The sequence below is a fragment of the Methylomonas rosea genome (genome assembly GCF_024505055.1).
In the GTDB taxonomy this organism is placed as follows: Bacteria; Pseudomonadota; Gammaproteobacteria; order Methylococcales; family Methylomonadaceae; genus Methylomonas; species Methylomonas rosea.
In genome coordinates this window covers 16,972-33,369 of record NZ_JANIBL010000058.1, presented here as the reverse complement: position 1 = coordinate 33,369, position 16,398 = coordinate 16,972, and the positions used below count along the sequence as shown (strand labels likewise).

At 51.8% G+C, this 16,398-nt stretch carries 18 protein-coding genes; 12 read left to right on the top strand and 6 right to left on the bottom strand.

What is annotated here, in order from left to right:
* The 7 genes from NP589_RS16860 to NP589_RS16830 form a co-directional block, all read left to right on the top strand.
* On the top strand, positions 1–784 hold a 784-nt coding region (locus NP589_RS16860), incomplete at its 5' end, for a methyl-accepting chemotaxis protein (protein ID WP_256608041.1).
* 9 nt (positions 785–793) lie between these two features.
* Positions 794–1,360 carry a chemotaxis protein CheW gene (locus NP589_RS16855; RefSeq protein ID WP_256608040.1) on the top strand — a complete coding sequence of 189 codons (567 nt, stop codon included), beginning with the start codon at positions 794–796 and terminating at the stop codon, positions 1,358–1,360.
* Between the two features lie 410 nt (positions 1,361–1,770).
* Positions 1,771–2,601 (top strand): CheR family methyltransferase, encoded by an 831-nt coding sequence (locus NP589_RS16850; protein ID WP_256608039.1) that lies wholly within the window; start codon positions 1,771–1,773, stop codon positions 2,599–2,601.
* A 95-nt stretch (positions 2,602–2,696) separates the two neighbouring features.
* Positions 2,697–3,137, top strand: coding sequence for a VOC family protein (locus tag NP589_RS16845; RefSeq protein WP_256608038.1), 441 nt, complete (start codon positions 2,697–2,699; stop codon positions 3,135–3,137).
* Complete coding sequence (gene hemW / locus NP589_RS16840) at positions 3,131–4,279, top strand: radical SAM family heme chaperone HemW (protein ID WP_256608037.1); 1,149 nt, start codon at positions 3,131–3,133, stop codon at positions 4,277–4,279. The genes NP589_RS16845 and hemW overlap by 7 nt, the downstream gene beginning before the upstream one ends.
* A gap of 46 nt (positions 4,280–4,325) precedes the next feature.
* Positions 4,326–4,964, top strand: coding sequence for an orotate phosphoribosyltransferase (gene pyrE / locus NP589_RS16835; RefSeq protein WP_256608036.1), 639 nt, complete (start codon positions 4,326–4,328; stop codon positions 4,962–4,964).
* 102 nt (positions 4,965–5,066) lie between these two features.
* Positions 5,067–6,998 (top strand): dynamin family protein, encoded by a 1,932-nt coding sequence (locus tag NP589_RS16830; RefSeq protein ID WP_064035741.1) that lies wholly within the window; start codon positions 5,067–5,069, stop codon positions 6,996–6,998.
* Positions 6,999–7,048: 50 nt separating this feature from the next.
* Here the strand turns inward: NP589_RS16830 and ampD are convergent, their stop codons facing one another.
* Complete coding sequence (ampD, locus tag NP589_RS16825) at positions 7,049–7,615, bottom strand: 1,6-anhydro-N-acetylmuramyl-L-alanine amidase AmpD (protein ID WP_256608035.1); 567 nt, start codon at positions 7,613–7,615, stop codon at positions 7,049–7,051.
* A 164-nt stretch (positions 7,616–7,779) separates the two neighbouring features.
* Between ampD and nadC the strand changes: the two genes are divergently transcribed.
* Entirely contained in the window at positions 7,780–8,607 is an 828-nt protein-coding gene (gene nadC / locus NP589_RS16820; RefSeq protein WP_256608034.1) for a carboxylating nicotinate-nucleotide diphosphorylase, read from the top strand.
* Positions 8,608–8,624: 17 nt separating this feature from the next.
* On the opposite strand, the gene NP589_RS16815 is transcribed toward nadC, so the two are convergent.
* Positions 8,625–9,137 carry a hypothetical protein gene (locus tag NP589_RS16815; protein WP_020484362.1) on the bottom strand — a complete coding sequence of 171 codons (513 nt, stop codon included), beginning with the start codon at positions 9,135–9,137 and terminating at the stop codon, positions 8,625–8,627.
* Between the two features lie 250 nt (positions 9,138–9,387).
* On the opposite strand from NP589_RS16815, the gene NP589_RS16810 reads away from it, so the two are divergent.
* A complete protein-coding gene (locus NP589_RS16810) occupies positions 9,388–9,990 on the top strand; it encodes a peroxiredoxin (protein WP_064009166.1) in 603 nt (200 codons plus the stop codon).
* Between the two features lie 404 nt (positions 9,991–10,394).
* Here the strand turns inward: NP589_RS16810 and NP589_RS16805 are convergent, their stop codons facing one another.
* The 4 genes from NP589_RS16805 to NP589_RS16790 all read right to left on the bottom strand — a co-directional run bounded on the left by NP589_RS16805 (position 10,395) and on the right by NP589_RS16790 (position 14,710).
* Positions 10,395–12,446 carry a serine/threonine protein kinase gene (locus tag NP589_RS16805; protein ID WP_256608033.1) on the bottom strand — a complete coding sequence of 684 codons (2,052 nt, stop codon included), beginning with the start codon at positions 12,444–12,446 and terminating at the stop codon, positions 10,395–10,397.
* Complete coding sequence (locus NP589_RS16800; protein WP_256608032.1) at positions 12,415–12,702, bottom strand: Rdx family protein; 288 nt, start codon at positions 12,700–12,702, stop codon at positions 12,415–12,417. The genes NP589_RS16805 and NP589_RS16800 overlap by 32 nt, the downstream gene beginning before the upstream one ends.
* Before the next feature lie 3 nt (positions 12,703–12,705).
* Complete coding sequence (mpl, locus tag NP589_RS16795) at positions 12,706–14,124, bottom strand: UDP-N-acetylmuramate:L-alanyl-gamma-D-glutamyl-meso-diaminopimelate ligase (protein ID WP_256608031.1); 1,419 nt, start codon at positions 14,122–14,124, stop codon at positions 12,706–12,708.
* A gap of 64 nt (positions 14,125–14,188) precedes the next feature.
* Positions 14,189–14,710 (bottom strand): ankyrin repeat domain-containing protein, encoded by a 522-nt coding sequence (locus NP589_RS16790; RefSeq protein WP_256608030.1) that lies wholly within the window; start codon positions 14,708–14,710, stop codon positions 14,189–14,191.
* A gap of 71 nt (positions 14,711–14,781) precedes the next feature.
* Here NP589_RS16790 and apaG point away from each other — a divergent pair, with 71 nt between their 5' ends.
* The 3 genes from apaG (at position 14,782) to NP589_RS16775 (ending at position 16,388) form a co-directional block, all read left to right on the top strand.
* Positions 14,782–15,159 carry a Co2+/Mg2+ efflux facilitator ApaG/CorD gene (gene apaG / locus NP589_RS16785; RefSeq protein ID WP_020484295.1) on the top strand — a complete coding sequence of 126 codons (378 nt, stop codon included), beginning with the start codon at positions 14,782–14,784 and terminating at the stop codon, positions 15,157–15,159.
* Positions 15,159–15,992 carry a symmetrical bis(5'-nucleosyl)-tetraphosphatase gene (locus NP589_RS16780; protein ID WP_256608029.1) on the top strand — a complete coding sequence of 278 codons (834 nt, stop codon included), beginning with the start codon at positions 15,159–15,161 and terminating at the stop codon, positions 15,990–15,992. Before apaG ends, NP589_RS16780 begins: the two co-directional genes overlap by 1 nt.
* Before the next feature lie 75 nt (positions 15,993–16,067).
* A complete protein-coding gene (locus NP589_RS16775; protein ID WP_256608028.1) occupies positions 16,068–16,388 on the top strand; it encodes a periplasmic heavy metal sensor in 321 nt (106 codons plus the stop codon).
* The last annotated feature ends 10 nt before the right edge of the window (positions 16,389–16,398 follow it).

Here is a 16,398-nt window from a genome sequence, read left to right as displayed (position 1 = left end):
GTCTCAATCCCTGTCGCAAGCCGCCAGCGAGCAAGCGGGCAGTGTCGAGATCACCAGCGCCAGCATCGAGCAAATGGCGGCCAGCATCAACCAGAATGCCGACAACGCCAAAGTCACCGACGGCATGGCCAGCAAAGCGGCTACCGAAGCCAGCCAAGGCGGAGAAGCCGTTAAGCAGACCGTTGACGCCATGCGCGAGATTGCCAAAAAAATCGGCATCATCGATGACATTGCTTATCAGACCAACATGTTGGCGCTGAACGCTGCCATCGAAGCCGCCCGCGCCGGCGATCACGGCAAAGGCTTTGCGGTCGTGGCCGCGGAAGTGCGCAAACTAGCCGAGCGCAGCCAAGTGGCGGCGCAGGAAATCGGCGAGTTGGCGGAAAACAGCGTGGAAACAGCCGAATCGGCCGGCAAACTGTTGGACGAAATTGTGCCCAGCATTGCCAGAACCTCCGATTTGGTCCAGGAGATTGCCGCTGCGTCGCAAGAGCAATCGGCCGGTGTCAGCCAGGTCAACAATGCGATGAACCAGATGAACCAGATTACTCAGCAGAATGCGTCCGCCAGCGAACAACTGGCGGCAACCGCAGAGGAAATGACCGGGCAGGCAGAACAACTGCAAACTTTGATGAGTTTTTTTAGACTTGATAATGGTGGTAGAAAATTTGCGGCACCAACTGAAGTCAAAACGGCAAAAAAAGCTACCAAGATAAAACCTGTCGCTCAGACAACTACTAACATCGATCATGACTTCGATTTAAACCAGTTCGAACGTTTTTAGGAGCGGGCCATGACAGAACTTGCAACAACTCAGGAAAAGTTACCCACCACGCAGAGCAAACCGACTGCGCTGGCGGGTCAATACCTAACCTTTACCCTTGGTGGTGAACTCTACGCATTGGGAATTTTGAGCAGCAAGGAGATCATCGACTACGGCAATCTTACCCAGGTACCGATGATGCCGGAGTTTGTGCGCGGCGTGATTAATCTGCGTGGCAGTGTGGTCCCGGTGGTGGATCTATTGGCGCGATTCGGCAAAGGTGCTACGCCTGTCGCCAAGCGCACCGGCATCGTGATTGTTGAAACCACCGCTGATGGCGAGGATGACGGTCCGCAAGACATAGGCATTATTGTGGATGCGGTCAACGAAGTGGTCGAAATTACCCAGCAAGACATTGAACCGCCACCCAGTTTTGGCGCGGGTATTCGTCCGGATTTCATTAATGGTATGGCTAAACGCAATGGTCAGTTCATTATTTTGTTGAACGTTAGCAAGGTACTGTCCGTCGATGAAATGTCTGCATTGAGTAAAGTAAGTCGCGATAAGCCTGTACAGTTAGCTATTGAAAGTGTTTAGGTGGTTTTTTTGGGGGCCATAATCCCTTTGATATTGGGGAGTAAATGCAAGCTACCGATGCGGGTCGATTACGGATTCAGTATCGGTGGCGGTTCAAATAACCGAGCATTTTACCCGATCCATCGATTTCATTCCGCAGGCTAGCGTCGTCATTTCGGCGGGGCTTGGCTGAAAATCAAAAAAGGTAATTATTCAGTCAAAACAGCGTAAATCGGTCGTAGGCAGGCTAAGCAGTGCGCATTCGTCAATCAGCACTGCTTGTCCACCCTGCGTTCGTAATCGCTGAATAGACACAAATAACGCTGTTTTCGGCGAAAGCAGCTATCCTGAATTGGATGACCGATTTTAGGCAAAATCGCCTGCGGTGTCTGGAAGCGTTAGTGTGTATAGCTCAAAACGGGGAGTATAGAGTGTCGTCAATCCATCGTGTCGGTGCGCCGATACTTCATAAGCAAGAGTTTGCCTGGATCAGGGACTATCTTTACAAGCACGCAGGTATTGTCCTAAACGATAGTAAGCAGGCCATGGTGATGGGGCGTTTGGAGAAGCGTTTGCGTCATCATGGCATCGATAGCTATGGCGAGTATTTTCGGCAATTCGGCAAACCAGGCTTCGAAAATGAAACGACGATGGCTATCGATTTGCTAACCACCAACGAAACCTATTTTTTCCGCGAGTCCAAGCATTTCGATTATCTGGTTGAGCAAATTTTGCCGCAACAATCCCCAGCCAAGCCGTTTCGGGTGTGGAGCGCCGCGAGCTCTAGCGGCGAAGAGGCCTATACGCTGGCGATGCTGTTGGCGGAGTATCTGCGAACCCGGCAATGGGATATTGTCGGGACCGATATCTCCACGCGGATTCTGGAAAAAGCTCGGCGTGGCTTGTACCCCAGTAATGCCGCCGAAAAAATTCCCCAAACCTTGCTGAAAAAATATTGCCTGAAAGGGACAGGTGAATATGATGGTTTTTTGCTGGTTGCGCCGGAGCTACGCAGTCGCGTTAAGTTCGAATATGCCAATTTGATTGGAACATTGCCGGACCTGGGGAGTTTCGACGTGATTTTTTTGCGTAACGTAATGATTTATTTTGATATTGAAACCAAGCAACGCTTGCTGGACAAAATCGTTAAATACCTCCGGCCCGGCGGCTATTTTTTCATTAGCCATTCCGAGTCGTTAAGTGGCATGAAAACCGAGCTGCAAACCGTCATGCCCTCGGTTTATCGCAAAGCCTTGGGTTGATTGGGCCGCTGTGGCTCGTCTGACTTGAGTGCAAAACTTTATTCTCCGCCGCTGACTCGTTCATAATTGCGCTTTTATTTTCTGGGGCAGCCAATATGCGTTATTTACACACCATGGTTCGAGTAAAGGATCTTGCCGAATCACTGGATTTTTATTGCCATAAGCTTGGTTTGATTGAAGTGCGGCGCATGGAAAGCGAAGGCGGACGTTTTACCTTGGTGTATCTCGCGGCTCCTGGCGACCGGCAAAACGCCGCAACGGTTGACGCGCCATTGCTCGAGTTGACCTACAACTGGGATACGGAGGATTACGGCGGTGGCCGTAATTTTGGGCACTTAGCTTTTGAAGTGGACGATATTTATGCGGTTTGCCAAGCGTTAATGGCGCAAGGTGTGACAATTAACCGGCCGCCGCGCGACGGTTATATGGCATTTCTGCGCTCGCCAGACCAGATATCTATCGAATTGTTACAAAAACACCAGGCTTTGCCGCCGCAAGAGCCGTGGGCATCCATGGCGAATGTCGGCGTGTGGTAAGGTCTGTCGAGTTGTTGCCGCTGAGTCTTTATATCCATTTCCCCTGGTGCATCCAGAAGTGTCCATATTGCGATTTTAATTCCCACGCCGTTAAAAATCCTATTCCCGAAGAGGCTTATATCGATGCCTTGCTGACTGACTTGCAAGCCGATTTGGAACTGCTGGGTGCGCAGCGGAGCATCGATAGCATATTCATGGGGGGCGGTACCCCCAGTTTGTTCTCGCCGGAAGCGTTGTGCCGCTTGTTGACTGGCGTGAGGCAATCAGTACCCCTGGCAGAGCATTGCGAAATTACTTTGGAAGCCAATCCCGGCACTTTCGAGAGTGCAAAGTTTCATGAGTTTCGGGCTTTAGGTATCAATCGCTTGTCGATAGGCATTCAAAGTTTTCAGGATCGGCATTTGCGGACATTAGGGCGGGTGCATTCCGCCGCCGAAGCCATGGCTGCGGTGGAAATTGCAGTCAAGGCCGGGTTCGAGAATTTCAATCTGGATTTGATGTTCGGTTTGCCGGATCAAAGCGAGAGCGAAGCCTTGAATGATGTGGAAACTGCCGTCAGCTTGGCCCCAACCCATATTTCTTTTTACCAGCTGACGCTGGAACCCAACACGTATTTTTATAAGTTTCCGCCGAAACTGCCGGAAGACGACGTGATATTCGCCTCGCAAAAGCGCTGCCAGCAGCGGTTGGCGGAGCACGGTTACCAGCAGTACGAAGTGTCTGCGTATGCAAAGCCAGGCAAGCAGTCTCGGCATAATCGCAATTATTGGCAATTTGGGGATTATTTGGGGATAGGCGCCGGTGCGCACGGCAAAGTCAGCCGGTCCTTACCTAACGACATCGTTCGCACGGTTAAACCGAGAAGCCCGGAACAGTATTTGTCTCAAACCGGTCGGTCGCAATGCGAAGTGATTGATGTCGCACAATTGCCGTTAGAGTTTCTGATGAACCAATTGCGATTGAAGGCCGGATTTACTCTGAACAACTATGAAGCGGCTACCGGTTTGGCGGCGGATAGCTTGGAGCCGAACTTGTCGGTTTGTCTGGAGCAAGGCCTGCTGCGCAGGGAGGGCTTGGTTTATACCTGTACAGAAAAAGGCTGGGATTTTCTGGACGTGGTCCTAGAAAAGTTCATCGTTTAAATGCGCACGGGTATAATTGCTTTCATTTTAGATTTGTCACATTCCAATGCTCGATTACCAAAAACAGTTTATCCAGTACGCCTTGGATTGCGGCGTATTAAAGTTTGGCGAATTTCACTTAAAGTCAGGACGAGTCAGTCCTTATTTCTTTAATACCGGCCTATTCAACAGCGGCGCTCAGCTGGATAAATTGGGGCAGTTTTATGCGCAGGCGCTGATCAGCGCCGGTGTCGAGGTAGATATATTATACGGGCCGGCCTATAAAGGCATCCCCTTGGTCAGTACCACCTCGATTGCCTATTCCCGCTTGCAGCGCGATATTCCGTTCGCGTTTAACCGCAAGGAAGCCAAGGATCACGGCGAGGGCGGCGTACTGGTCGGCGCACCCTTGCAAGGCAAGGTCTGGATTCTGGACGATGTGATTACCGCCGGTACCTCAGTGCGTGAATCGGTGGAAATCATCAATGCGGCCGGCGCGACGGTAGCAGGTGTGGTGATTGCGTTGGATCGTCAAGAAAAAGGCCAGAACGAATTGTCGGCCGTGCAGGAAGTGTCGGCACAATTCGGCATTCCGGTGCTGGCGATAATCTGTTTGGCGGACATCATCGAATTTATTTCCCAACAAAGCGGTTCGGCGGATAAGTTGGCTATTATTCAGGCCTATCGACAACAGTACGGAATTTGAGTATCCATGCGTGCCCTAGGCTTTTGCTTATGGATTATTGGTCTACACTTAGCCGTTACAATTTGCCCCTTATATTGAGTACAGTCGGAACAAAGGCGAGCCATGAGAAATCTGGAATTTAAAGAACAGTTGCACGAATACACGCATTGGCGCGAACAACTGATTCAGGGTATCGAATTGTATCGGGACTGGCGTAATCGTTACCGCTTCAGTGACCCACAAAGCACCGATACCTTGCTGAATATATTGCAAGGCTTGCAAAATGATCGCGTCACTTTGGCGTTTGTGGCGGAATTTTCCAGAGGTAAAACCGAGCTGATCAACTCGTTGTTTTTTGCGGAGACTGGCGTGCGCTTGTTGCCGTCCTCGCCGGGCCGTACCACGATGTCGCCCACCGAGCTGTTCTGGGATGAAAAAGGCGGCAGTTACATTCGGCTGCTCAACATCGAGAGCCGCTTGGAAGATATTTCCTTGATGGATTACAAGCGTAATCCCGACCGCTGGACGCAAATCGAGCTGAATTGCGAGTCGCCCACGCAAATGCAGGAAGCGTTCAGGGAGTTGGTCGCCACGAAGAAGGTTTCTCGGGAAATGGCCGACAAGCTGGGTTTGTGGAACGAACGTGAAGCCGCCGAGCAAGGTATTATCAATCCGGAAACGGTGGAAGTACCGTGCTGGCGCCATGCGATGATCAGCTTTCCGCATCCTTTGTTAAAAGAAGGTCTGTGCATTCTTGACACGCCGGGGCTAAATGCCTTGGGTACCGAGCCAGAGTTAACCTTAAGCATGTTGCCCAGCGCCCAGGCGATTATTTTCGTGTTGGCCGCCGATACCGGCGTGACCAAAAGCGACCTGGAAATGTGGAAAAGCCACGTCTGTAGCTCCAGGGGAAACCGGCGCCAGGGTTTGGCTGTGGTGATGAATAAAATCGACTCGATGTGGGACGATTTGGCCGGCGAAACCGGTTACGAAGCCTCGATCCAAAAGCAAATCGAAACCTCGGCAATGATTCTGAATCTGGAAAAGGAAGTAATCTTCCCGGTTTCCGCGAAACAGGCTTTATTGGCCAAGGTAAAAGGCGACGATGCCCTGCTGCAAAAAAGTCGGTTAAATCTGCTGGAAAGTTATTTGTCGGATGACATTCTCGATCAGCGTCGGGACATTCTAAAAGGTGTTGTCGATAAGGAAATCGGCTTTCTAGTCAGCGAGTCCGTCAAGTTGATGGACTCAAAAATCACTAACGCCCAAAAGCAGCTCGACGAATTCAAGCAGGTCGATTTCGAGAATCAGGAACTCACCGGCAAATTGATGGCCGAGACCCGCGACCGGCAAAATGCCTATATGGCCAACATCGAAAACTTTCAGGCCAGCCGGAAGGTGTTTGCGGTGCAAGCCAAGATGTTGATCGATTCGTTTGCCAAAGAAAAAATCGATGACATCATCCGCCGTACCAAGGACGATATGAGTAAAAGCCTGACCACGTACGGGATGAAACAGAATATGCGTAGGTTGTTCGACGAGTTGCGCGATCTGCTGCAAGACTCGGTAGATATGACGGAAGAAACCCGGCGTCTGATTAAAGCTATTCACAAAAAATTTCAGGACGAATACGGCTTTAAGGAGATTGAGCCACAGTTGTTTTCGATCAAACAGCATCAGTTCGAGCTGGAGCAGATTTTTGACGAAGGCGAAGCGTTTCGCAATAGCGCCAAAACCACGATGACCGAGCAAAGCATAGTGGTCAATAAACTATACGGCACCTTGATAGCCAAGGCCCGAAACATTCTGCAGCAAGCCCAGCGAGATGCGGTTACCTGGAGTAATAGCGTGCTGTCGCCGCTGATGCACCAGATCAAGGACCACAAAAAACAAATCGAAAGCCGTTTGATCATGCTCAGGAAAATCAACGAATCCAAAGGCAATGTCAACGAAAGTATTGCCCAGTTAGAGAGCGAATTGGGTCCGCTACAAGTCCAGTATCAAGAGTTGCTCGAGATCCTTAAAGCCGTGCATTTGGAAATTAAAGCCGATTAACGCGGCTTTTCTCGCTTTATTGTCTCATGGTTACGGCGGTGCACCGTTGCCTATCCTGCGGGACTTTCAGGGTTAGAGTTCAGCAATTCGTGAAAGCGGGACCAGTCGAAAAATGGGCCGGGGTCGGTTTTTCGGCCTGGAGCGATGTCGCTATGACCGACAATACGCTGACTCGACAATGTCGGATAATTTGCCAGTAACGTTCTACACACATCGGCAAGGCGCCGATATTGAACGTCCGTGTAAGCCACGCTTATGCCCCCTTCCAGCTCAATACCAATAGAAAAGTCGTTACAGCGCTCCCTGCCTTGATACTTTGAGACGCCTGCATGCCAGGCCCTGCGATTGAACGGCACATATTGCCGAATACTGCCATCCCGGCGAATTAGTAAATGCGCGGACACTTTAAGTTGGTGTATATCTTGGAAGTACGGATGTGCGTTTGGATCCAGGCAATTGCAAAACAATTGATCGATATAGTCACCCGCGAATTGCTCAGGAGGCAGGCTGATGCAATGGATGACCAATAACGAAACATCGTCCGGGTCCGGTCTGTCGTCGTAGTTCGGCGAAGCGACCTGACAGGCGCTGCTCAGATAGTGGTCGCGAATTATCATGTTTTCCAAGCTTTGTGGGGTGATGCCTTATTTTATAAGCTTTGCCAACCTTTTCCCTACGCTTTTAATCGATCTAACAATACCTAATTGGCCTGAGTTTGGTTCGGCTGTCGCCAATATGCGGTTTATAATCACTAATCTTGTTCATCGTCCAATACACCTACATGCAACCAAATTCCGCAGAAATTGCGCTTTATCTCGCCGAAGATATCGGTAGCGGCGATATTACCGCCAGCATCGTCTCGGCCGAGACCCAAGCCAATGCCACAGTGTTGACCCGCGAACCCATGGTGCTGTGCGGTAGAGCCTGGTTCGATGAGGTGTTCCGACAATTGAGCCATCAGGTCATCGTCGATTGGCAATGCGCTGAGGGTGAGGGTGTATCCGCGAATACGCTGCTATGCCGGTTGTATGGCCCTGCTCGGGCATTGCTGACTGGCGAGCGCACCGCGCTTAATCTGCTGCAAACCTTATCCGCGACGGCGACTGTTGCGCGCTGCTATGCCGACGCCGTGGCCGGTACGGGCTGTAAGGTATTGGATACCCGTAAAACCCTGCCCGGCTTACGGTTGGCGCAAAAATACGCGGTCAAATGCGGTGGATGTTTTAATCATCGTATTGGTTTATTCGATGCCATCTTGATCAAGGAGAACCACATCATCGCGGCCGGTTCTATTGCCGATGCAGTCAAGTTGGCTAGAGGCTATGCGAATGTGCCGGTCGAGGTGGAGGTGGAAGATCTTGACGAGTTTGCCCAGGCTTTTGCCGCGCAACCGGATAGGATCATGCTGGATAATTTTTCCCTGGCCGATATGCGTACAGCGGTAGCGCGAAATCAGGGAGTACTGGAGTTGGAAGCGTCGGGAAATATTACTTTGGATAATATTCGAACTGTTGCCGAGACCGGCGTGGACTTCATCTCAATAGGTGCTTTGACCAAAAATGTCGTTGCTGTCGATCTGTCGATGCGCATTGAGATGCGCATCGATTGATCATCATGCTGATGCGCTCAGTTCACTGCGTTCAGCATCTCGTTTTCGTATAAGCGCAGTTTTTTCCAGTTAGCGAATTTGCTGTCGTCGAACGGCGCATCGTGGTCGATGGCATGCTCGTAGCAGCTGCGAAATAGGCGGGCAGTCCGAAACGCGTGCAATTCATCGTCAGCGGTTACCGTGTCCACATTACCCACTTGGAAGGTTTTATTCCGGGATTTTCCGTCTTTTACCCAAAACACTGTGTAGCAAAGATAGCTTTTATCCTTGCGGTGATCGAACTTAATGGTTCTGGATACGCCGGTTACGCCGGTAGTGGTTTTGTTTTTCGGCGGTTTCAGGAAGCGGGTCTTGCTGCCTTTTAATACCACCAGCATCTGGTCGCGCCAAGTGATCGCGGCTTTCAGCGACTTGGTTTTGCTGCCCCAAAGCTTGTGAGAGAAATAACGGCTGCTCTCCTTGCCGCGCCGAACAATACGAACTTGAAAACCGAAAGTATCGGGTTCTGTAATGTGTTTTACTTTTGCCATTTGTCGTACCCTAAAAAATTCACAAAGGTCTGCATAGTGAATTTAAGCAGCGCGAAGCACGCAGACCGCCTGTTAATTGTGTAAGCTATGGATTACAAATTAGCGCGAAATCGACTGTCTTGCAAGCGGAATTTGCCGGGATTATTAGGTGAATACCAACTAAATTGGTGTAGAATAAGACTCAGCCTTCTCGCAGAGGCGCAAACATCCTCTTAACCTTTTGTTTTGTAAATAATTTTGGAGAAAATTGATGAGCGTTTTAGTAGGTAAGCAAGCCCCTGACTTTACAGTTCCTGCGGTATTAGGCGACGGTCAAATTGTTGACTCTTACAGTTTTTCGGGTGCGACTAGCGGCAAATATGCAGTACTTTTCTTTTATCCATTGGATTTTACCTTCGTTTGCCCAAGCGAATTAATTGCTCTGGATCATCGTATCGACGAATTCAAAAGCCGCGGCGTTGAAGTGGTCGGCGTGTCAATTGACTCGCACTTTACCCATAACGCTTGGCGCAACACCCCGGTAAATCAAGGCGGCATTGGTCCAGTCCGTTACACCCTGGCAGCTGACATGACGCATAGCATCTGCAAAGACTATGATGTTGAATCCGCTGGTGGCGTAGCTTTCCGCGGCAGTTTCTTGATAGACAAAGCAGGTGTTGTCCGTCACCAAGTCGTTAACGACTTGCCTCTGGGCCGCAACTTTGACGAAATGTTGCGCATGGTTGATGCACTGCAATTCCATGAAGAGCACGGCGAAGTTTGCCCTGCTGGCTGGACTAAAGGTGACGCTGGCATGAATGCCAACCCTGCCGGTGTAGCTGAATATCTGAGTAAAAATGCTGACAAACTGTAAGCATTAGCTTAAATTTGAGACAAGGCGCATTGCCTAGGCAATGCGCCTTTTTTTTGCCTAATACTTTGTCTTGCCGAACGCAGTACGCTAAAGAAACCTAGGCATAATGTGCTCAATAAATCTAGCGCTACAATTCGCAAGCCAGACGGACGTGTAATGGTCGACCAAATAAGAACGACTGTTTCTCAGAGGCTTTATCCCGCAATGAACTTTAACAGGCTATTGATGACATAGGATTTGGCTGAAAACACACGCAAAGTTTTGCTTACCGCTTATTAGCGCTTCAATCCATAAGTAATTTATCGCGTCATTTTAGGGACAATCCGGCTTTCACCCCGACTGCCGCACTGAGAACCGGACTTTGTCGACCCACGACAAAAACGCCGAACTCAGGCAACACAATATCACCAAGCCTCCAACACCACCACCTTCCACCCCCGATTCTCCGCCGGCCGCAAGCTCACCCAGGCCGCTATCTGCCGCGAAGGCTCGGATTGACCGGCTGACTGGCTTTGGTAATAGCCCACTCCGGCATCTTGATCGGCGATTTCAGCAGCGAGCTGGCGCAGTTCCGGTATCTGGTTGAAGCGTTCCTCACGGAACAAATTAAGGCCAATCTCCTGAGGATCGGTATCGTAAAGCAGCAGGCCATCATCCTGCACGACCCACACTGTGCGTTTTTTACTCTGAGCATCCTCCGCCAGTAAACCACCGAGAAAATCGACCGGTTTGATACGCATGGAAATAAATCCCGGGATGGTTTTGCCCTGTTTGATCGGCACTACCATAGTAACGGCGGCGAAGCCTTCTGGGGCTTGATAAATCCTGCTCAGAATCGGCACGCCCCGTTCCAAAGTCATCCGGTTGTGCTCGAGTTGCGAGGTATCGGCGCCCAGCGCTTGTCGATATTTGGCCGGAGCCACCGCAACGATAGTGCCGGGCGCGCGCGTCGTGGCAAAACTTTCACCACGCGGATAACGTTGCAGCAAGCCATCCAGTAAACCACTGGATGCTGCTAAATCGGCATTGGTTCGTAGGGACCCAGCCGCTTGCTGCATACCCATGCGCATCTCGTTGAGGTTGCCCAAGATGCTGTCCGCGATTTGGTTGGCGGCTGTCAAGTTATGGTTGGAAATACGGGTGACATCGGCCAGCGCGCGCTCGACTTGCTGCTTTTCCTGCTTGACGATTTCGCCTTCGGCCACCGCCAAATTCCGCGCTTTATGCGCCTCCACCCCAAATTTGAATGCCAGCCCGGCACCGATCAAAATTGCCAGTAATACCGCCAGACTGGCAACCAGCGCGACCTTGTTGCGGGCGATGAAACGGCGCAGCAGTTCACTGCGCGAATAGGCATAGGCGCTCACTAGGCGGCCGTCGCGGTAGGCGCGCAATTCGTCGGCAAGTGCTGCCGCATTCGGAAAGCGTAGCGATTTGTCCTTGGCCAAGGCCTTGTCGCAGATAGCGATCAATTCGGGCGGCATGGGCAGTTTGGGATCCCGAGCCGACGGCATGGGCGCCAACGAGCTAAGCTGCGCCAAAATCTCATCAGCGCTGCCGCGCAGCGGCGGATGGCCGGCCAGGAGGTAATAAAGAATGCACCCCAAGGCGAACACATCGGAACGAGCGTCCACGCCACCGAAATCGGGATTGGCTTGTTCCGGCGCCATATAAGCCGGGGTGCCGAGAATATCGCCCATCCGGGTCAGATCGGCATCATTGCCGGGCTTGCTGAGAGCGGCAGACACCAGCGGCGCCAGATCGGCTTCGTTTTCGACCTTGGCCAAGCCCCAGTCCAAAACAATTGTTTCACCGAACGAGCCCAGCACGATATTGCCGGGCTTGATATCGCGATGAATCACGCCTTTGGAGTGGGCATAAGCCACGGCTTCGCAAACGTCGATTAATCTGTCCAACAAGCTCAGTCGCCGCGACAGCGCATGCTCGGCCAACACCTCGTCATTACAGGTTTTTAACGCTTTGGCCAGCGTATCGCCACGCACCAAGCGCATCACATAGTAAGGCGCACCGCTCTGTTTCGTGCCCAAATCGTAAACCGGTACAATGCCAGGATGTTCCAGACGGCCGGTAATGCGGGCTTCACGCAGAAAACGTGCGCTTAGCTCAATATCCTCATTCGCAGCCTGATCCAATAATTCCTTAATCGCCACTTCCCGGCCGATGCGCTCGTCAAACCCCAGCAAAACCTGACCGCCGCCGCCCACCCCCACGGCGCCGCGCAAGGAATAGTCGTCGTTGAACTTACTGTCCAGCGCGGGCTTGCCGCCCAAGTCCAACACCTGCGGATAAGGGCGCGGTTTGATCCGGGTCAGATCGTCGTCTTTTGATTTGATGATGGTGGCGTCGTCTTCCGGGAGCATAATCTCAGACAGCTTGGCCTTGTTTGATGACAGCGCAGCCGACTCAAGACTGCGGCGCAGGCTTGCGGTCGACATGCCCCAGGTCTCGCTCCGGGGCTATTTGGTCGCGCACCAATTGTTTTAACTCGGTAATCTCTGGAAATCTGCCTTGCTGTTTGCGGGACCAGACTAGTTCGCCGTTGGCGCGTACTTCAAAGATGCCGCCGGTATCCGGCTGCAATACCAGTTCGGTCAACTCCTGTTCGAAGGTACTCAACAATTCCTGCGCCACCCAGGCCGCCCGCAGCAGCCACCGGCATTGGGTGCAGTAGCGGATTTCGACGCGATTCATGGCTTACAACTCATCCCGCAAACGTTTATAAATGCCACCGAAACTGCCGTTACTCATCAACAACACATGACAAACGCCGCCGGCCTGAGCTTTGATGGTCGAAATAATGCTTTCCAGGTCATTGCAAATCTCGATATTGCCGGCGTATCTCAGCAGCTGACTCAAATCCCAGCCCAAATTGTCCGGCTGATATACGATAGCTTGGTCGGCCTGAGCCAACGATTCGGCCAAGGATTGGGTATGCACGCCTAGGCGCATAGTGTTGGAGCGCGGCTCGACGATGGCCAGAATTTTTTCGCTCCCAACTTGTTTACGCAAGCCATCCAGCGTGGTCTTTATCGCGGTTGGGTGGTGAGCAAAGTCGTCGTAAACGGTAACGCCAGCACTTTTGACGATGACTTCCATCCGCCGTTTAACGCTTTGAAATTGCTGCAACGCGGCTATCGCCCCTGCCGGAGCGATGCCAATATGCCGGGCGGCAGCGATGGCGGATAGGGCGTTGTAAACGCTATGACGACCAGTTAAGCTCCAATCGACTGTACCTTGTTCTTCACCGGCAAAACTAACGCTAAAACGGCTGCCGTCAGCTTTTAACAAGTGCGCCTGCCAGTCGTCGGCAACCGCTCCCTGCGTTGCCCTACCTCCTACATCCATGCAGCCGCCTTCGCCATCGATGGCGGTTTTCACGAGCGGTGTCCAGCACCCCATGTCCAGCACTTCCATCACATGCCGTTCGCAAGCCGGGGAAATGATCAGTCCTTGGCTGGGAATGGTGCGCACCAGATGGTGGAACTGCTTTTTGATCGCGTCCAGATTTTCGAAGATGTCGGCGTGATCGTATTCCAGGTTGTTCAGGATTGCGGTTCTGGGCCTGTAATGCACGAATTTGGAGCGCTTATCGAAGAAGGCGCAGTCATATTCGTCGGCTTCGATCACGAAAAAATCCGACTCACCCAAACGCGCCGAAATACCGAAATTCAGCGGAATGCCGCCAATCAGAAAACCCGGCTTGAAACCATTGTGTTCCAGCACCCAAGCCAGCATGCTGCTAGTAGTGGTCTTGCCGTGCGTACCGGCCACCGCCAATACCCATTTATGCTGCAACACGTGTTCCGCCAGCCATTGCGGGCCGGAGATATACGGCAAGCCTAAGTTCAATACCGCTTCCACTTCCGGATTGCCGCGCGACATGGCATTACCGACCACCACCAAATCGGGTTTGCAGTCCAGGTTTTCGGCTTTATAGCCGTTCATCAGCCGTATGCCTTGCTCTTCCAGTTGCGTGCTCATCGGCGGATAGACATTCTGATCCGAACCGCTAACGGTGTAGCCCAGTTCCCGAGCGATTAAGGCCAGGCCACCCATGAAGGTGCCGCAAATGCCGAGGATGTGGATGTGTAGTGGCTTTTGTGAGTCTGTCATTCTGATAATTTTAGCGGGGTTTAATTAGATGTAAGCCCGGAAATTGGGTTTTGAACTGGTTGCATCATTTTTTGGGTTCTTCCGGCTTTTTTTCCTCGGCGGGTTTGGGTTCGCCTTCGATTTTTTCTTCGACTTTGGCTTCCGAGCCTTTGGCGCCGGCCGCTTCTAACAGCTTTACGATGTTTTCCCGACCCAATTTTTTGGCCTTGTCGAGAATTTTCACGCTCTGGCTATCCGTGGCATTGACGTTGGCGCCGGCTGCGATTAACACGCCAACAATGTCGGCGCTGCCGAACATTACTGCATCCGTTAGCGCGGTGGAGCCCAGCTTATCCGCCAGATTAACGTCGGCACCATAAGCCAGTAGCGCCTTGACAATCCGTAAATTGCCGTTAAAACTGGCAGCCATCAGTGCTGTGCGCTCCGTTTCAAGCTTACCGTTGACGTCCAGTCCTTGCGCCAGTAGAGCCTCGACACGATCCAGCTTGCCGGTGGCGGCGGCGGCAAATAAATCCTTATTGTCTTCGGCAAGCGCCTGCACTGACAAGGCGATTAGCCCGACACTTAGAAATCTGCGGATATTCATCGGATTGCTTGCTTGCGTTTGGGTATGAGTTGGGTTGAAATAAGGCAAATACTGATTTACATCATCTATCAATGAGCGAAAAAAACAAAGTTTTAGTTGAAGCCCAACCCTACTACATCGAGGCCCAATCGTCCCCCGAACAGAACCGCTATGTGTTTGCCTATACCATCACTATCACCAACGTCGGTTCCACGCCGGCAAAATTGCTGACCCGGCACTGGTTAATCACCGATGCCAACGGCAAGGTGCAGGAAGTAAACGGCGACGGCGTGGTGGGAGAAAACCCGCATCTCAGCCCCGGCGACTCGTTCCGCTATACCAGCGCGGCGATGATAGAAACCCCGGTCGGCGTGATGCAGGGCAAATATCAAATGCAATCGGACGCCGGCGAGAATTTTAACGCAGCCATTCCTAAATTCACTTTATCGATACCTAGAACGCTGCACTAATGGCGATTTATGCAATTGGTGACATTCAGGGCTGTTACGACGAGTTCCGCCGCTTACTGGACCATATAAGCTTCGAGCCCGGCCGGGATCAACTCTGGCTGGCCGGTGACCTGGTCAACCGCGGCCCAAAATCGTTGGAAACACTGCGATTTGTAAAGGGCTTGGGCCCGGCTGCCGTTACCGTGCTGGGCAACCACGATCTGCATTTGATCGCTACCGTGGTGTCGCTGGGAAAGGCCGGCAGGAAAGACACCTTGGGCGATATTTTACGAGCCGAGGATTGCGAGGAACTGATAACGTGGTTAAGGCATCAAAAGCTGTTTCATCACAACGATGATTTTTGCATGTTACACGCCGGCCTACCGCCGCAGTGGGATTTTGAAACCACACTACGCATGGCGCGCGAAACCGAGCAAGCTATGCAAAGCCAGGATCACGAACGTTTTTTCCGCTCCATGTACGGTAACAAACCCGTAGTGTGGCGCGACGATTTGCTGAAAACCGAAAAACTGCGCTTTGCCATCAATTGCTTCAGCCGACTGCGTTATTGCACTGTGGACGGCGTGATGGATTTTGGGCCGAAAGGTGCGCCCGGCAGCCAGCCCGATCACTTACTACCCTGGTTTGAAGTGCCGGGCCGCAAAAGCATCGATATGCGTATCATCTTCGGCCATTGGTCCACGCTGGGCTATTTCGACGGCTATAACTGTTATTCGATAGACACCGGCTGTTTGTGGGGCGGACAATTGACGGCACTGGAACTGTCTGAACGACCCAGACGCTTCAGCATCGACTGCGCGGCCTCACATAATCCCAAGGCTTTTTCAGAGTAGTGAACTTTTGCCGGCGTTTCGGCATCAATTTGCTCGCACATCAAGCACCACACCAACTTAACTCGAGATTAGCACATGCGAAAAAACCTGTTCCTCGCCATCATCCTGGCTTTGCCCTTAACAGCCTTCGCCTATCCAAGCGAAAACGACTACGGCCAGCCGGTAGATCACAAACTAGAACATTTGAACAAACTGCTGCAACTCAGCCCTGAGCAAAAAACCAAACTGGAAGCGATTTTTAAAGAACAACACGAAAAATTCCGCGCCATCCACGAAGAGTCGCACAGCCGGATGAAAGAGGTGTTAAGCCCGGAACAAATGCAGAAAATGGACGACTTGCGTAAACAACATCAGGAACAAATGCGCGAGAAAACCTCTCGTAAGCCGGCCCCATAAACAAAAAAGC